This window comes from Streptomyces sp. NPDC090083 (genome assembly GCF_044747445.1).
Classification (GTDB): domain Bacteria; phylum Actinomycetota; class Actinomycetes; order Streptomycetales; family Streptomycetaceae; genus Streptomyces.
Genome location: NZ_JBIVED010000007.1, coordinates 288,249 through 305,235, shown reverse-complemented (window position 1 = coordinate 305,235; position 16,987 = coordinate 288,249). Strand labels below are relative to the sequence as shown.

15 protein-coding genes are annotated in these 16,987 nt (G+C 69.9%); 5 read left to right on the top strand and 10 right to left on the bottom strand.

What is annotated here, in order from left to right; all coding sequences use genetic code 11:
• Window positions 1-8: 8 nt before the first annotated feature.
• The 3 genes from ACIPTO_RS25660 to ACIPTO_RS25650 form a co-directional block, all read right to left on the bottom strand.
• Window positions 9-1,115: an amidohydrolase family protein gene (locus tag ACIPTO_RS25660; RefSeq protein WP_366319499.1), complete on the bottom strand. Its 1,107-nt coding sequence runs from the start codon at window positions 1,113-1,115 to the stop codon at window positions 9-11.
• Window positions 1,116-1,237: 122 nt separating this feature from the next.
• The gene (locus ACIPTO_RS25655) at window positions 1,238-1,570 is read right to left on the bottom strand and encodes a hypothetical protein (RefSeq protein ID WP_366319501.1); all 333 of its coding nucleotides are present in this window, start codon (window positions 1,568-1,570) and stop codon (window positions 1,238-1,240) included.
• 72 nt (window positions 1,571-1,642) lie between these two features.
• Window positions 1,643-2,596: a heme o synthase gene (locus ACIPTO_RS25650; protein WP_366319985.1), complete on the bottom strand. Its 954-nt coding sequence runs from the start codon at window positions 2,594-2,596 to the stop codon at window positions 1,643-1,645.
• A 356-nt stretch (window positions 2,597-2,952) separates the two neighbouring features.
• Between ACIPTO_RS25650 and tkt the strand changes: the two genes are divergently transcribed.
• The 5 genes from tkt to pgl are packed head-to-tail and all read left to right on the top strand — an operon-like array spanning window position 2,953 to window position 9,612.
• The gene (gene tkt, locus ACIPTO_RS25645; protein ID WP_401195898.1) at window positions 2,953-5,040 is read left to right on the top strand and encodes a transketolase; all 2,088 of its coding nucleotides are present in this window, start codon (window positions 2,953-2,955) and stop codon (window positions 5,038-5,040) included.
• Window positions 5,041-5,074: 34 nt separating this feature from the next.
• Entirely contained in the window at window positions 5,075-6,193 is a 1,119-nt protein-coding gene (gene tal / locus ACIPTO_RS25640) for a transaldolase (RefSeq protein WP_366319505.1), read from the top strand.
• 4 nt (window positions 6,194-6,197) lie between these two features.
• Complete coding sequence (gene zwf / locus ACIPTO_RS25635; RefSeq protein ID WP_366319507.1) at window positions 6,198-7,736, top strand: glucose-6-phosphate dehydrogenase; 1,539 nt, start codon at window positions 6,198-6,200, stop codon at window positions 7,734-7,736.
• A complete protein-coding gene (gene opcA / locus ACIPTO_RS25630) occupies window positions 7,733-8,833 on the top strand; it encodes a glucose-6-phosphate dehydrogenase assembly protein OpcA (RefSeq protein ID WP_366319509.1) in 1,101 nt (366 codons plus the stop codon). Before zwf ends, opcA begins: the two co-directional genes overlap by 4 nt.
• Window positions 8,830-9,612 (top strand): 6-phosphogluconolactonase, encoded by a 783-nt coding sequence (pgl, locus tag ACIPTO_RS25625; protein ID WP_366319511.1) that lies wholly within the window; start codon window positions 8,830-8,832, stop codon window positions 9,610-9,612. Before opcA ends, pgl begins: the two co-directional genes overlap by 4 nt.
• Before the next feature lie 66 nt (window positions 9,613-9,678).
• Here pgl and pgi read toward each other — a convergent pair whose 3' ends face one another.
• From pgi to gap, 7 genes are all read right to left on the bottom strand, one after another.
• Window positions 9,679-11,331 (bottom strand): glucose-6-phosphate isomerase, encoded by a 1,653-nt coding sequence (pgi, locus tag ACIPTO_RS25620; RefSeq protein ID WP_401195894.1) that lies wholly within the window; start codon window positions 11,329-11,331, stop codon window positions 9,679-9,681.
• Between the two features lie 53 nt (window positions 11,332-11,384).
• Window positions 11,385-12,686, bottom strand: coding sequence for an MFS transporter (locus tag ACIPTO_RS25615; protein ID WP_401195891.1), 1,302 nt, complete (start codon window positions 12,684-12,686; stop codon window positions 11,385-11,387).
• Window positions 12,687-12,818: 132 nt separating this feature from the next.
• Window positions 12,819-13,154, bottom strand: coding sequence for an RNA polymerase-binding protein RbpA (locus ACIPTO_RS25610; RefSeq protein WP_003957010.1), 336 nt, complete (start codon window positions 13,152-13,154; stop codon window positions 12,819-12,821).
• 206 nt (window positions 13,155-13,360) lie between these two features.
• Complete coding sequence (gene secG, locus ACIPTO_RS25605; protein WP_078532404.1) at window positions 13,361-13,594, bottom strand: preprotein translocase subunit SecG; 234 nt, start codon at window positions 13,592-13,594, stop codon at window positions 13,361-13,363.
• Between the two features lie 109 nt (window positions 13,595-13,703).
• Window positions 13,704-14,480 (bottom strand): triose-phosphate isomerase, encoded by a 777-nt coding sequence (tpiA, locus tag ACIPTO_RS25600; RefSeq protein ID WP_366319517.1) that lies wholly within the window; start codon window positions 14,478-14,480, stop codon window positions 13,704-13,706.
• Between the two features lie 5 nt (window positions 14,481-14,485).
• Entirely contained in the window at window positions 14,486-15,697 is a 1,212-nt protein-coding gene (locus ACIPTO_RS25595; RefSeq protein WP_366319519.1) for a phosphoglycerate kinase, read from the bottom strand.
• A 127-nt stretch (window positions 15,698-15,824) separates the two neighbouring features.
• Complete coding sequence (gene gap, locus ACIPTO_RS25590; protein ID WP_352183847.1) at window positions 15,825-16,835, bottom strand: type I glyceraldehyde-3-phosphate dehydrogenase; 1,011 nt, start codon at window positions 16,833-16,835, stop codon at window positions 15,825-15,827.
• Window positions 16,836-16,987: the final 152 nt, after the last annotated feature.

The following is a 16,987-nucleotide window of genomic DNA, read 5'->3' as shown; positions in this document are numbered from 1 at the left end:
TGTACAGGTCACTCCAGCCCGTACACCCTCTTCGCGTTGCCCACCGCGATCAGTCCCGCGACCCGCTGCGCGTCGGCCGGTGACCACGCCCCCTCGGTGACCCAGGCGCCGAGCACCCGCCCGAGCGCGTCACGGAACAGCCGGGCGGCCACGACGTGGAGTTCGGGCAGTCCGTGGGCCCCGCTGGAGAAGAGGATCTTGCCGAAGGGGGCCAGCTCCAGGATCTCGGCGAGCACGGTCGCGGCGCGGGCGCCGGTGCGGACGAGCGCGGCGCCCGAGTCGGCGTAGACGTGCGGGAAGACGCCGGCGAGGTGGGCCGCGTGGCGGTGGTACGGGTAGCTGTGCAGCAGGATCAGGTCGGTGCCGAGTCCGGCCGTCGCGCGGACGAAGTCGGTGAGCAGGACGGGGTCGGTGCGGTCGATGCGCAGGCCCGGTTCGCCGAGGCCGGCGTGCAGTTGGAGCGGCAGCCCGGACGCCACGGCGATCCACAGCAGGTGGCGCAGCAGCACGGGGTCGCTCAGTGTCCCGCCGACCCGGCGTCCGGCCAGCCAGCGGGCCGCCGCGCCGCGCACCTCGCCGGGGCCCGGCGGTTCGGGGGCGAGCGCGAGGCCGTGCCGTACGCCCGCCACGGAGGTGAAGGCGACGGCGCTCGCGGCGGCGCCGTGCACCGACTCGGCGAGGTTGGCGAGGAAGGACTCGACGGTGCCGGAGGTGTCGGCGACCTGTTCCGCGAGGAGTTCGAGGCGGACGATCTCCCGCGCGTCCGCCTGCCCCGCCGTGGCCATCTCGGCGGGGCCGGTGAGGTCGCCGGGCAGGCCCGTGTCGATCAGGTAGGTCGTGATGCCGCTGCCGCGCAGCAGTCTGCGGCCCGCTTCCAGTACGCCCAGTTCACGGCGGCGGGCGAGATAGCGGGCGGGCGGGCAGTGCGCCTCCAGGCCGAGGAGGGGCGGGCACCAGCGGCGTACGGCGAAACCCGTCTGGGTGTCGAAGAGGGTGGTGCCGGGTGCGGGTGGGCCCTCCGTGCGGGCGAGTTGGGCCTCGAAGGTGCCGAGGCCCAGCTCCGTTCTCAGTACGCCGTGGCAGTACTGGTCCACGAGGGACGGCGTTTCGATCATCCGGGCTCCCCGTTGCTGGACCGTGCGTTCCTGAGGTCCTAACGGGTGAATCGGGTGTGAGGTGTTGCTCGTCCACACCCCGTGTGAGCGGATGCCGTGGGGCGGGCCCGGCGAGGCCCTGTTCAGTCGTTGCTGGGGCCGCCCACCTGGATGCCCGCCATGCGGGTCCACTCGTAGGGGCCCGTCTTCACCTTGGCCGCGAACTCGCCGTCGAAGTCCTCGTGGACGGTGATCCCGGACTTCTCGACGGCCTGCCGGGCGATGTCGTAGGACCTGGCCACCAGGTCGCCCCAGGCGCCGTCCTCGCCGACGAGGACGATGCGGGCGCCGCGTTCGCCGATGTAGGCGACCTGGCCCTCGGCGCCGCCGTGCGCCTTGGAGAAGGTGCCGATCTGCTTGGCGAGGCGGGCCACCTGGCGCTCGGCCTTCGCGTCAACCTGCTGCGTGTCTGCCATGGCCAGGATGCTACCGACGGGTAGCCCCGAGGGCGACGGGCGGGGTCCGTGACTCCCGCCTCAGCGGGACCCTCACCTGAGGAAGGGGTCCACCGCGATCGCCACGAACAGGATCGACACATAGGTGATCGACCAGTGGAACAGCCGCATCTCCTTGAGCTTGCCGCCGGTCACCTCGGCCTTGGCGCGGTTCTGCAGGCCGTGCGCCTCCCACAGCCAGAAGCCGCCGGCCAGCAGCGCGACCAGGGTGTAGAACCAGCCCGTGTAGCCGAGGGGCGTCAGCAGCAGGGAGACGGCGACCATGACCCAGCTGTAGATCACGATCTGCCGGGCGACGACCTTGTTGGAGGCGACGACCGGGAGCATCGGCACGCCCACGCGCGCGTAGTCGTCCTTGACCTTCATCGACAGCGGCCAGTAGTGCGGCGGCGTCCAGAAGAACATGACGAGGAAGAGGATGACGGGGGCCCAGGACATGGAGTCCGTGACCGCGGACCAGCCGATGAGGACCGGGAGGCAGCCGGCGATCCCGCCCCACACGATGTTCTGCGACGTACGCCTCTTGAGGATCATCGTGTAGACGACGACGTAGAAGAGGAGCGCTCCGAGCGACAGCCAGGCGGACAGCCAGTTGACGGTCAGGCCGAACATCAGCGTCGAGATCACCGCGAGCGAGATGCCGAAGGCGAGGCACTCACGGGGGCTGACCATGCCGGTGACGAGGGGCCGCTGCGAGGTGCGGTCCATGAGCGCGTCGATGTCGCGGTCGATGTACATGTTCAGCGCGTTGGCGCCGCCGGCGGACAGATAGCCGCCGACACAGGTGAGGAGGACCAGCTTGAGGTCCGGCACACCCTGCTGCGCCAGGAACATCACCGGAACGGTGGTGATCAGCAGCAGTTCGATGATCCGCGGCTTGGTCAGTGCCACGAACGCCATGACCCGGGCCCCGATCGGCCGCCGGCTCGGGTTCTGGCTCGCCCCGACAATCCCCGCTGGACGGGATTCAACGGCCGTCACGCACACCCCTGACAGAGACATCCCAGCAAGCCTTCGGGTGTGAACTCCCCGTAAAGGCTCACGCGTACCACGCCACTGTAGACGTTGCCCAGACCCGGACATTCGCGGGGGTGGGGTCGTGTTGGACGGCACCCCCGGAAGAGCTGATCACCACTCCGTTGAGCACTCGAACGAGCACCTCCGTATTCAGTTGCCGAATACGAAACGACCCAGTCGGGAGGCGGATCCGCGAGACTCCCGGCAGTCTGGAATGACTCGAAAAATTGCACGTTCTTACGGGGGTAGGCTCGACAACGGCCGGTGGGCGCCCAGTGCACCGGCATCCGACATGCGTGACATGTGGAGAGGAGCCCTGACCCAGGGTGAGCACCAAGCCGACCACAACAGACCTCGAGTGGACCGAGTTGGACCAGCGGGCCGTGGACACCGCCCGCGTCCTGGCCGCCGATGCCGTACAGAAGGTCGGTAACGGCCATCCCGGTACGGCCATGAGCCTCGCGCCCGCCGCGTACACCCTCTTCCAGAAGGTGATGCGTCATGACCCGGCCGACGCCGACTGGGTGGGCCGCGACCGGTTCGTACTGTCCGCCGGCCACTCGTCCCTGACCCTCTACACGCAGCTCTACCTGGCCGGCTTCGGCCTGGAGCTGGCCGACCTCGAGGCGTTCCGCACATGGGGCTCCAAGACCCCCGGGCACCCCGAGTACGGCCACACCACCGGCGTGGAGACGACGACCGGCCCGCTGGGCCAGGGTGTCGCCAACGCCGTGGGCATGGCGATGGCCGCCCGCTACGAGCGCGGCCTGTTCGACCCGGACGCCCCGCAGGGCGAGTCGCCGTTCGACCACTTCATCTTCGCCATCGCCGGTGACGGCTGCCTCCAGGAGGGCATCTCCGCGGAGGCCTCCTCCATGGCGGGCCACCAGGAGCTCGGCAACCTCATCCTCCTGTGGGACGACAACCACATCTCCATCGAGGGCGACACGGAGACCGCGGTCTCCGAGGACACCGTCAAGCGCTACGAGGCCTACGGCTGGCACGTCCAGCGTGTCACCCCGAAGCCGGACGGCGACCTCGACCCGCACGCCCTCTACAACGCCATCGAGGCCGCGAAGAAGGTGACGAACAAGCCGTCGTTCATCGCGATGCGCTCGATCATCGCCTGGCCCGCGCCGAACGCGCAGAACACCGAGGCCGCGCACGGCTCGGCGCTCGGCGCCGACGAGGTCGCCGCCACCAAGCGCGTCCTCGGCTTCGACCCGGAGAAGTCCTTCGACGTCTCGGACGAGGTCCTCAAGCACACCCGCCAGGCGCTGGACCGGGGCCGCGAGGCGCAGGCCGCGTGGGACCCGTCGTACCAGGCATGGCGTGCCGCCAACCCGGAGCGCGCGGCCGAGTACGACCGCATCCGCGCGGGCGAGCTGCCGGCCGGCTGGGAAGAGCAGCTCCCGGCCTTCGAGACGGGCAAGTCCGTCGCCACCCGTGCCGCGTCCGGCAAGGTGCTCCAGGCGCTCGGCGCGGTCATCCCGGAGCTGTGGGGCGGTTCGGCCGACCTCGCGGGCTCGAACAACACGACGATCGACAAGACGTCGTCGTTCCTCCCGGCGGACAACCCGCTGCCGGAGGCGAACCCGTACGGCCGCACGATCCACTTCGGCATCCGCGAGCACTCCATGGGCGCGGAGCTGAACGGCATCACCCTGCACGGCAACACGCGTGCCTACGGCGGTACGTTCCTCGTCTTCTCCGACTACATGCGCAACGCCGTACGCCTGTCGGCGCTGATGCACCTGCCGGTGACGTACGTGTGGACGCACGACTCCATCGGCCTCGGCGAGGACGGCCCGACCCACCAGCCGGTCGAGCACCTCGCGTCGCTGCGCGCCATCCCGGGCCTGAACGTCGTGCGCCCGGCCGACGCCAACGAGACGGCCATCGCCTGGCGCGAGGTCCTGCGCCGCTACACGAAGGTGTACGGCGAGGGTCAGCCGCACGGTTTCGCGCTGACCCGTCAGGGCGTGCCGACCTACGACGCCAACGAGGACACCGCCAAGGGCGGGTACGTGCTCTTCGAGGCGTCCACCGGGACCCCGGAGGTCATCCTCATCGGCACCGGTTCCGAGGTGCACCTGGCCGTCGAGGCGCGGGAGCGGCTGGAGGCCGAGGGTGTGCCGACGCGAGTCGTGTCCATGCCCTGTGTGGAGTGGTTCGAGGCGCAGGACAAGGAGTACCGCGACAGCGTGCTGCCGCCGTCGGTCAGGGCGCGGGTCGCGGTCGAGGCCGGCATCGGTCTGACCTGGTACCGCTTCGTCGGGGACGCCGGCCGCATCGTTTCCCTGGAGCACTTCGGGGCTTCCGCCGACGGCAAGGTGCTCTTCGAGGAGTTCGGCTTCACTGCCGAGAACGTGGCCGCCAAGGCCAGGGAATCCATCGCCGCCGCCCAGAGCTGACGCTGACATACGACACGTAGGAGATGCATTTTCCATGACAGACGCACTCAAGCGCCTCTCTGAAGAAGGCGTCGCGATCTGGCTGGACGACCTGTCGCGCAAGCGGATCACGTCCGGCAACCTCGCCGAACTGATCGACCAGCAGCACGTCGTGGGCGTCACCACCAACCCGTCGATCTTCCAGAAGGCCATCTCGTCCGGCGACGGTTACGAGCAGCAGCTCACCGACCTCGCCGCCCGCAAGGTGACCGTCGAGGAAGCCATCCGCATGATCACGACGGCGGACGTCCGCGACGCCGCCGACATCCTGCGGCCGGTCTTCGACGCGACCTCGGGTCAGGACGGCCGGGTCTCCATCGAGGTCGACCCGCGCCTGGCCCACAACACGGCGGCGACCATCGCCGAGGCCAAGCAGCTGGCGTGGCTGGTGGACCGGCCCAACACGCTCATCAAGATCCCGGCGACCAAGGCGGGTCTCCCGGCCATCGCCGAGACCATCGGCCTGGGCATCAGCGTCAACGTCACGCTGATCTTCTCGCTGGCGCGCTACCGCGAGGTCATGGACGCGTTCATCACCGGCCTGGAGAAGGCCAAGGAGCGCGGCCTGGACCTCTCGAAGATCCACTCCGTGGCGTCCTTCTTCGTGTCCCGTGTGGACACCGAGATCGACAAGCGGATCGACGCGCTGGGCACCGACGAGGCCAGGGCCGCCCGCGGCAAGGCCGGTCTGGCCAACGCGCGGCTGGCCTACGAGGCGTACCAGGAGGTCTTCTCCTCGGACCGCTGGGCCGCCCTCGACAAGGCGCAGGCCAACAAGCAGCGTCCGCTGTGGGCCTCGACCGGCGTCAAGGACAAGGCGTACAAGGACACCCTGTACGTGGACGACCTGGTGGCGCCGAACACGGTGAACACCATGCCGGAGGCCACTCTTGAGGCCACCGAGGACCACGGGCAGATCACCGGCGACACCATCACCGCCACGTACGAGCAGTCCCGCGCCGAGCTGGCCGCCGTGGAGGCGCTCGGCATCTCGTACGACGAGGTGGTGCAGCTGCTGGAGGACGAGGGCGTCGAGAAGTTCGAGGCGGCCTGGACCGACCTGCTCAAGTCGACCGAGGCGGAGCTTTCGCGCCTCGCCCCTTCGGAGGGCTGAGACCTTGGCTCCTCATTCCGGTTCCGGGGCGAATCCGCTTCGTGACCCCGCCGACCGACGGCTCCCGCGTATCGCGGGGCCGTCGGGCCTGGTCATCTTCGGCGTCACCGGCGATTTGTCACGTAAAAAGCTGATGCCCGCCGTGTACGACCTCGCCAACCGGGGTCTGCTGCCGCCGGGCTTCTCCCTCGTCGGCTTCGCCCGGCGCGAATGGGCCCACGAGGACTTCGCGCAGGAGGTCCACGACGCGGTCAAGGAGCACTCGCGCACGCCGTTCCGTGAGGAGGTCTGGCAGCAGCTCGTCCAGGGGATGCGCTTCGTCCAGGGCACCTTCGACGACGACGACGCGTTCGAGCGGCTGCGCGACACGATCGACGAGCTGGACAAGGCGCAGGGCACGGGCGGCAACTTCGCCTTCTACCTGTCGGTGCCGCCGCGTTCCTTCCCGGTCGTCATCCAGCAGCTGAAGAAGCACGGCCTGGCCGACCAGGAGGGCGGTTCCTGGCGGCGCGCGGTCATCGAGAAGCCCTTCGGCCACGACCTCAAGTCGGCCGAGGACCTCAACAAGGTCGTGCACGAGGTGTTCGCCGCGGACCAGGTCTTCCGCATCGACCACTACCTCGGCAAGGAGACCGTCCAGAACATCCTGGCGCTCCGCTTCGCCAACACGATGTTCGAGCCGATCTGGAACCGGTCCTTCGTGGACCACGTGCAGATCACCATGGCCGAGGACATCGGCATCGGCGGCCGGGCCGGGTACTACGACGGCATCGGCGCCGCCCGTGACGTCATCCAGAACCACCTGCTCCAGCTGATGGCGCTCACCGCGATGGAGGAGCCCTCCTCCTTCTCCGCCGACGCGCTGGCCGCCGAGAAGGAGAAGGTGCTCGGCGCGGTACGGCTGCCGAAGGACCTGGGGAAGAACACGGTCCGCGGGCAGTACGCCGAGGGCTGGCAGGGCGGCGAGAAGGCCGTCGGCTACCTCCAGGAAGACGGCATCGACCCCAAGTCGAAGACCGACACGTACGCCGCGATCAAGGTCGAGGTCGACAACCGCCGCTGGGCGGGCGTCCCCTTCTACCTGCGCACCGGCAAGCGTCTCGGCCGTCGCGTCACGGAGATCGCGGTGGTCTTCCAGCGCGCCCCGCACTCCCCCTTCGACCACACGGCGACGGAGGAGCTGGGCCAGAACGCGATCGTCTTCCGCGTCCAGCCCGACGAGGGCGTCACGGTCCGCTTCGGCTCCAAGGTGCCCGGCACCTCGATGGAGATCCGGGACGTGTCCATGGACTTCGCCTACGGCGAGTCGTTCACGGAGTCCAGCCCGGAGGCGTACGAGCGGCTCATCCTCGACGTCCTGCTCGGCGACTCGAACCTCTTCCCGCGCACGGAGGAGGTCGAGCTGTCCTGGAAGATCCTCGACCCGATCGAGCAGTACTGGGACAAGCACGGCAAGCCCGCGCAGTACCAGTCCGGGACGTGGGGTCCGGTCGAGGCGGACGAAATGCTCGCACGAGAGGGACGGAGCTGGCGCCGGCCATGAAGATAGACCTCACCGACACCACTGCCAGCAAGATCAACAAGGCGCTCGTCAAGGGCCGCCGCGCCATCGGCACTCCCGCCGTCGGCATGGTGCTCACCCTCGTCGTCGTCACGGACGAGGAGAACGCCTACGACGCGCTGAAGGCCGCCAACGACGCGTCGCACGAGCACCCCTCGCGCACGCTCGTGGTCATCAAGCGCGTCTCGCGCTCGTCCCGCAACCGCACCCAGTCCCGCCTCGACGCCGAGGTACGGGTGGGCGCGGACGCGGGCAGCGGCGAGACGGTCGTCCTGCGGCTCTACGGCGAGGTCTCCGACCACGCCCAGTCCGTGGTGCTGCCGCTGCTGCTGCCGGACGCGCCGGTGGTGGTCTGGTGGTCGGTGGACGCGCCCCGCGACCCGGCGAACGACCCGCTGGGGGCCCTGAGCCAGCGCCGGGTCACCGACAGCTACGCGGCGGAGAAGCCCGTCGACGAGCTGCGGTCCCGCGCCGAGAGCTACGAGCCGGGCGACACCGACCTGGCCTGGGCCCGGATCACCCCGTGGCGTTCGATGCTGGCCGCCGCGCTCGACCAGGTCTCCTCGGAGATCGTCTCCGCCGAGGTGGCGGGCGAGGAGTCCAACCCGAGCGTCGAACTGCTCGCGATGTGGCTCGCCGACCGCCTCCACGTGCACGTCCGGCGAGCGGTCTCCGCGGGTCCCGGTCTGACCCAGGTGCGCCTGGAGACGACCGGCGGCCCGATCACCCTGCACCGGTCCGACGGGGCGATGGCCACCCTGGCACTGCCCGGCCAGCCGGACCGCGCGGTGGCGCTCAAGCGCCGCGAGACGTCCGAACTCCTCGCGGAGGAGCTGCGCAGGCTCGACCCGGACGACACCTACGCGTCCGCGCTGCGGTTCGGCGTGGACCGGCTGGGCGGTATCCAGTCGGCGGCGGAACGGGCCGAGGCGGCGGCTCAGCCGACGCCCGCGCTGCCGGTACGCGCGGTGGGGGACCCGGCGGCGACCGGAGTGCAGCCCGCCGCCTCCGAGAGCGGGGACGCCGACCGGCCCACCCCCGCGAAGATGCCCCCGGTGAAGAAGGCTGATCCGCAGTGAGCACTCCTCAGCTCGTCGTCCACCGCGACAAGGAACTGATGGCCCAGGCCGCCGCGGCCCGGCTGATCACGAAGATCGTGGACGCGCAGGCCTCGCGCGGCTACGCCTCGATCGTGCTCACCGGCGGGCGCAACGGCAACGGTCTGCTGGCAGCCCTGGCGGGTCAGCCCGCCCGGGACGCCGTCGACTGGGGCCGTCTCGACCTGTGGTGGGGCGACGAGCGGTTCCTGCCCGAGGGCGACCCCGAGCGCAATGTCACCCAGGCCCGTGAGGCACTGCTCGACGCGGTGCCGCTGGACCCGAAGCGCGTGCACGCCATGCCCGCGTCGGACGGTCTCCACGGCAACGACGTGGACGCGGCCGCGGCCGGTTACGCCGAGGAACTCGCCCGGTCCGCCGGTCCCGAGAACCACGGCTCGGTCCCGGCCTTCGACGTCCTGATGCTGGGCGTCGGCCCGGACACCCATGTGGCGTCGCTCTTCCCGGAGCTGCCCGCCGTACGGGAGACCGAGCGCACGGTCGTCGGCGTGCACGGCGCGCCCAAGCCGCCGCCGACCCGGATCACGCTGACCCTGCCGGCGATCCGGTCGGCCCGCGAGGTGTGGCTGCTCGCGGCCGGCGAGGACAAGGCCGAGGCCGCGGCGATCGCCCTGTCGGGCGCGGGCGAGATCCAGGCACCGGCCGCCGGTGCCCAGGGCCGCTCCCGCACCCTGTGGCTGCTCGACGCGGCGGCGGCCTCCCAGCTGCCCCGCGCGCTGTATCCGCCGGCGTCCGCCTGACACCGGCGCGGCCGGCACCCTGCCGAAGAGCCCGTACGACCTCGGTCGTACGGGCTCTTCGCTGTCTCAACGCCCGCGCAGCTCGCGGTACTTGGCGACCAGGGCGGTCGTCGACGCGTCCAGGCCCGGTACGTCGGCGCCGTCGGTGAGGGCGGGTTCGACGCGCTTGGCAAGGACCTTGCCGAGTTCGACGCCCCACTGGTCGAAGGAGTCGATGTTCCAGACCGCGCCCTGGACGAACACCTTGTGCTCGTAGAGGGCGATCAGCTGGCCGAGCACGGAGGGGGTCAGCTCGCGGGCGAGGACGGTCGTCGTGGGGTGGTTGCCCTTGAACGTCTTGTGCGGCACCAGCTCCTCGGGCACGCCCTCCGCGCGCACCTCGTCGGGCGTCTTGCCGAACGCCAACGCCTGCGTCTGGGCGAAGAAGTTGGCCATCAGCAGGTCGTGCTGCGCCGTGAGCCCGTCACTCAGCTCGGCCACCGGCTCGGCGAAGCCGATGAAGTCCGCCGGGATCAACTTCGTGCCCTGGTGGATGAGTTGGTAGTACGCGTGCTGACCGTTGGTGCCCGGGGTGCCCCACACCACGGGCCCGGTCTGCCAGTCGACCTCCTGGCCGTCCCGGCCGACGTACTTGCCGTTCGACTCCATGTCCAACTGCTGCAGATACGCGGTGAACTTGGAGAGGTAGTGGCTGTACGGCAGTACGGCGTGCGACTGGGCGTCGTGGAAGTTGCCGTACCAGACGCCCAACAGACCCAGCAGCAACGGCACGTTGGACTCGGCGGGTGCGGTGCGGAAGTGCTCGTCGACGAGGTGGAAGCCGTCGAGCATCTCGCGGAAGCGGTCCGGGCCGATGGCGATCATCAGGGAGAGACCGATCGCCGAGTCGTACGAGTAGCGTCCGCCGACCCAGTCCCAGAACTCGAACATGTTGTCCGTGTCGATACCGAAGTCCGACACCTTCCCGGCGTTCGTCGACAGCGCCACGAAGTGCTTGGCGACGGCGTCCTGACCGGCCTTCAGCTCGCTGAGGAGCCAGTCACGGGCGGAGGTCGCGTTGGTGATCGTCTCGATGGTGGTGAACGTCTTCGAGGCGATGATGAACAGCGTCTCCGCCGCGTCGAGGTCGCGGGTCGCCTCGTGCAGGTCGGCGCCGTCCACGTTCGACACGAACCGGACCGTCAGACCGCGGTCCGTGAAGCTGCGCAGCACCTCGTAGGCCATCGCCGGACCGAGGTCGGAGCCGCCGATCCCGATGTTGACGACGTTCCTGATGCGCCTGCCGGTGTGACCGGTCCACTCGCCGGAGCGGACCCGGTCCGCGAAGCCGGCCATCTTGTCGAGCACCGCGTGGACCTGCGGCACCACGTTCTCGCCGTCGACCTCGACCACCGCGTCACGCGGCGCGCGCAGAGCGGTGTGCAGGACCGCGCGTTCCTCGGTCACGTTGATCTTCTCACCGCGGAACATGGCGTCCCGGAGACCGAACACGTCCGTGGCGGCGGCCAGCGCGTGCAGCAGCCGCAGCGTCTCGTCGGTGACGAGGTGCTTCGAGTAGTCGAGGTGCAGGTCACCGACCGTGAGCGTGTAGCCGGTGCCGCGCCCGGGATCCGCGGCGAACAGCTCCCGCAACCGCACCTCGCCGAGCTCCTCGCGGTGCTTGGCCAGAGCGGTCCACTCGGGCGTCTGGTTGAGCCTGGTACGGCCGTCTGCGTTCATTGCGACTTCAGCCTTCTTTCCTACGACCTGCGGGCCTGTTCCAACCTAATTGATCAGCCCGTGACGCGAGCTGTCGTCGCGTCGTCCACCCGGGCAACAACAGGTACGTCCGGCTTGACCGCCGGTATCAGTGCCAGGACCGACAGCACGAAGAAACCCGCGGTGAGCAGCGCGGGCGTGTTCGGTCCCCAGGCGGTCGCGACGGCCCCGCCGAGGAGCGCGCCCAGCGGCGCCCCGGCCGCGGCCAGGGTCCGGAAGGCCGAGCCGACCCGGCCCAGCAGGTCGATGGGGGTGCGCTGCTGCATCAGCGTGGTCGTGCTGACGTTCCACACCATGCTCATGACGCCGAAGGCCGCCATGGCCGCCACGACCGCGGCCAGGCTGCGCACGGTGCCCATGACGACGAGCGCTCCGGTCTGCACGAGACCCGCGAGCAGTACGGCCCGCAAAGGGCCGAGCCGGTCGGTGATCCGCCGGTGCAGCACTCCCCCGGCCAGGCCGCCGACCGTGAACGCGGTGGTCACCGCCGCGTAGCCGACGGTGCCCGCGTGCAGCCGGCCGGTCACCAGGACGACCAGGGTGGCGATCAGGGCGCCCATGCCGATGTTGCACAGGGCGGTGGCGGCGCACAGGCCGCGCAGGGCCCGGTCGTGCCACAGGGTGCGCAGTCCCTCGGCGATCTCCGCGCGCAGGGTGCTGCCCGCCGGTCTCGGGCCGCGCGGCGCTGCGCCCCCGGGTCCCGCTCCCCCGGCGGGCGCGGGCATCCGCAGCGAGGCGACCAGTGCGGCGGCGACCAGGAAGGTCACGGCGTCGGCCGCGAAGGGGGCGGCGGCCCCCGCGACGATCAGCGCCGGCACCACGGGCGCCCCCAGCAGACCGCCCGCGATCTTCTGCCCGGTCATCAGCCGGGCGTTGGCGGTGCCGAGCGCCGACCGGTCCACCAGGGCGGGAAGCAGGGCCGTGGCGGCGTTGTCGAAGAGGGTCTGCAGGGTGGTCAGCGCGAAGGCCAGTGCCATGAGCAGGGGGATCGAGGCCTGGCCGAGCGCGACGGCCGCGGCGAAGGCGGCGACGAGCAGTCCGCGGACCGCGTCCACCCGCCACATCGCGCGCCGCTGGTCCACCCGGTCCGCGAGCGCGCCGCCGAGCAGGCCGAAGACGATCCAGGGCAGATAGCCGCAGGCGGTGACGGACGCGATGAGCAGGGGCCGGTGCGTCAGCGACACGGCGAGCAGCGGCAGCGCCGATCCGCGCAGCGCGTCGCCGAAGCGCGACACCACGGCCGCGCTCCACAGCCGCCCGAACCCCCCGTGCCACGCGGGCGCATGACTGCCCGTCACCTCGGCCGTCGTCGCCACCACTCCCCCTCACGGTCCGTCACGTCACACACCGTAGAGGGCAGCACTGACAATCGGTCCGGAGGCCGTCGGCCGCCGGGGGGAGAGACAGCTCCGGCCAGACACCTCGTGGGCGTCCGGCCGGTTCAACTCCTAGATCTCTCCGCGCAGTTTGGCGAGCGCCTCGGCGAGGATCGCCTCGCCGTCCGCGTCGCTGCGCCGCTCCCGTACATACGCGAGGTGCGTCTTGTAGGGCTCGGTGCGCGGCGGGTCCGGCGGGTTGTCCCGGTCCTGTCCGGCCGGGAAGCCGCAGCGCGGGCAGTCCCAGGTGTCGGGAACCTGCGCGTCGCTGGCGAAGCTGGGCTGCGTCTCGTGCCCGTTGGAGCACCAGAAGGAGATGCGCAGCCGGGGCGCGGACTCGCCACGCTCGGCCTCGCCCATCGGCCCCGCCCCGACCCGGCTTCCACGGATCGCGTTGCCACTTGCCACGGTCGTAACTCCCTGCGTGATGGTGCCGCGAAGCGAGTCGGCGTTTCGCTCCGTTGCGAGCGCCTCAGTCTACGTAAGGCCCAACGCGCGTCCAGTGGTTGGAGTTACAGCCCCTACACCTAGACGCAAGCCCCATGATAGGCCGCGCTCAGCTGCGCGTACCGAACATGGGGCCTTACGTACGGAATGTGCGAAGGAACGTGCGGTCAGTTCGTCTTCATCAGCAGACCGAGCACGACGATGCAGGCGAACCAGAGCAGACCGAGGACCACGGTGATGCGGTCCAGGTTGCGCTCGGCGACCGAAGAGCCACCGACGGACGACGCCATGCCGCCACCGAACATGTCGGAGAGACCGCCGCCCTTCCCCTTGTGCATCAGCACCAGCAGCATCAGCAGCAGGCTGAAGACGATCAGGGCGATCGAGAACCCCAAAACCACGGCTGGACCAACTTCCTCGGATTCGGATGGACGACAGGGGCACGGCGGCTGACGCCATGCCCCCGCAAGGGTACGACGGATCGCGGCTACCGCCTACACACGGTCAGCCTCACTGATCGCGGAAGCGCGCGATCTTGACGAACTCGTCGGCGTCCAGCGAGGCACCGCCGACCAGGGCGCCGTCGATGTCGGGCTGGGCCATGATCTCGGCGACGTTGCCGGACTTGACCGAGCCGCCGTACTGGATGCGGACCTGGTCGGCCAGCTCCTGGGTGTACAGCTCGGCGAGCTTGCCGCGGATGGCCTGGCAGACCTCCTGGGCGTCGCTGGAGCCGCAGACCTTGCCGGTGCCGATGGCCCAGACGGGCTCGTACGCGATGACGACCGTCTCGGCCTGCTCGGCCGGGACGTCCTTGAGGCCGCCCTCGACCTGGGCGAGCGTGTGGGCGACGTGGTTGCCCGCCTCGCGGACGTCGAGTTCCTCGCCGACGCAGAGGATCGGGGTCAGGCCGTGCTTGTACGCGGCCTTCACCTTGGCGTTGACGACCTCGTCGGTCTCGGCGTGGTACTGGCGGCGCTCGGAGTGGCCGACGGCCACGTAGGTGCACTTGAGCTTGGCCAGCATCGCACCGGAGATCTCGCCGGTGTAGGCGCCCGAGTCGTGCGCCGAGATGTCCTGGGCGCCGTACTTGATCTTGAGCTTGTCGCCGTCGACCAGGGTCTGCACGGAGCGCAGGTCGGTGAAGGGCGGCAGGACGGCGACCTCGACGGCCTCGTAGTCCTTGTCCGCGAGGGCGAAGGCGAGCTTCTGGACGTGGGCGATGGCCTCGAGGTGGTTGAGGTTCATCTTCCAGTTGCCCGCCATGATCGGCGTGCGCGTGCTCATTAAGGTCAGTCCTCCAGTGCGGCGAGGCCGGGGAGCGTCTTGCCCTCGAGGTATTCGAGGGAGGCGCCGCCGCCGGTCGAGATGTGGCCGAATGCGGTCTCGTCGAAGCCCAGGATGCGGACGGCCGCGGCGGAGTCGCCACCGCCGACGACCGTGAAGGCCTGCGAGTCGAGAAGGGCCTGGGCGACCGCCTTGGTGCCCTCGGCGTAGTCGGGGTGCTCGAAGACGCCCATCGGGCCGTTCCAGAAGATGGTGGCCGCGTCGGCGAGCTTCGAGGCGTACAGGGCACCGGTCTCGGGACCGATGTCGAGGCCCATCTGGTCGGCGGGGATGGCGTCCGCGGCGACGGTGGTGGGGTGGGACGGGGCCTTCGTCTTCAGGTCGGGGAAGGCGGACGCGGTCACGACGTCGACCGGGACGACCAGCTCGACTCCGTTCTTCTCGGCGCGCTCGACGTACTCGGTGACGGCGGGGATCTGGTCGTCCTGGACCAGGGAGGCGCCGATCTCGTAGCCCTTGGCCTTGAGGAAGGTGAAGGCCATGCCGCCGCCGATGAGGATGCGGTCGGCCTTGCCGAGCAGCTGGTCGATGACGGCGAGCTTGTCGGAGACCTTGGAGCCGCCGAGCGCCACCACGTAGGGCCGCTTGACGTCCTCGGTGAGCTTCTTCAGGACGCCGACCTCGGTGGCGATGAGGTAGCCGGCGTAGTGCGGCAGCCGGGCCGGGAGGTCGTACACGGAGGCGTGCTTGCGGTGCACGGCACCGAAACCGTCGCCCACGTAGATGTCCGCCAAGGCGGCGAGCTGGTCGGCGAACTCGCCGCGCTCGGTGTCGTCCTTGGAGGTCTCGCCCGCGTTGAAGCGCAGGTTCTCGACGACCGCGACCTGGCCGGGCTCCAGGCCGCGGACCGCGTCGTGGGCGGCGGGGCCGACGGTGTCCTGGGCGAACGCGACCGGCGCGCCCAGGAGTTCGGCGAGGCGCTCGGCCGGCTGGAGGAGGGAGAAGGCCGGGTCCGGGGCGCCCTTGGGGCGGCCCAGGTGCGAGGCCACGATCACCTTGGCGCCCGCCTCGGCGAGGGCCTTGATGGTGGGCAGCACGGCGCGGATGCGGCCGTCGTCGGTGATGAGGCCGTCGGCCAGCGGGACGTTGAGGTCGGCGCGGACGAAGACCCGCTTGCCGTCCACGCCTTCGGCGAGAAGTTCGTCGATCGTCTTCATAAAGGGACTCCTAGGGAGGGCTCTTCAGATCCGAGAGGGCTGATCGATCACTACGTAGTACAGGGCCCGGGCAGCGCGGCGTGCGCTGCCCGAGCCCTGACTCACATCGAGTTGCCTGCTCCGGGAGTTAGAGCTGGCCGCCGACGAAGACCGTGAGGTCGACGAGGCGGTTGGAGTAGCCCCACTCGTTGTCGTACCAGCCGAGGATCTTCACCGTGTTGCCCTCCTGGACCATGGTCAGGGAGGCGTCGAAGGTGCAGGAGGCCGGGTCGCTGACGATGTCCGAGGAGACGATCTCGTCCTCGGTGTACACCAGGTAGCCCTTGAGGTCGCCGTCCTCGGAGGCCTTCTTGAACGCGGCGTTGACCTCGTCCTTGGTGGTCTCGCGGGCCAGCGTCACGACCAGGTCGGTGGCCGAGCCGGTCGGGACCGGGACGCGCATCGCGATGCCGTCGAGCTTGCCCTTGAGCTGCGGGAGCACGAGGGCGGTCGCCTTGGCGGCGCCGGTCGTCGTCGGGATGATGTTCTCGGCGGCGGCGCGGGCGCGGCGCAGGTCCTTGTGCGGGAAGTCCAGGATGCGCTGGTCGTTCGTGTAGGCGTGGACCGTCGTCATCAGGCCCTTGACGATGCCGAAGTTCTCGTCGAGAACCTTGGCCATCGGCGCCACACAGTTGGTGGTGCAGGAGGCGTTCGAGATGACGTGGTGGTTCGCCGGCTCGTACTTGTCCTGGTTGACGCCCATCACGATGGTGATGTCCTCGTCCTTGGCCGGAGCCGAGATGAGGACCTTCTTGGCGCCGCCGGCGATGTGCTTCTCGGCGTCGGCCTTCTTCGTGAAGATGCCGGTCGACTCGATGACGATGTCGACGCCGAGGTCGCCCCACGGGATGTCGGCGGGGTTGCGCTCGGACAGCACCTTGATGGTGTGGCCGTCGACGGTGATGGTGTCCTCGGTGTGCGACACCTCGGCCTTGAGGCGGCCCAGGATGGTGTCGTACTTGAGCAGGTGAGCGGTGGTCGCGGTGTCACCCAGGTCGTTGACAGCCACGATCTCGATGTCAGCACCCTGCTCCAGCAGCGCGCGGAAGTAGTTACGACCGATGCGGCCAAAGCCGTTGATGCCTACGCGGATCGTCACGAACCGATCTCCTCGTTGGTACGCCGGGTTCGAATCCGGCGAGCTGTATGGGATGTCCCCGACCGCCTACGACCCTACCTCCCTGAGGCCTCCGTGGTGACATCGAGATGCCCCATACACCGCAGGGCGGTCCGTACCCGCCAGTAGGGGTA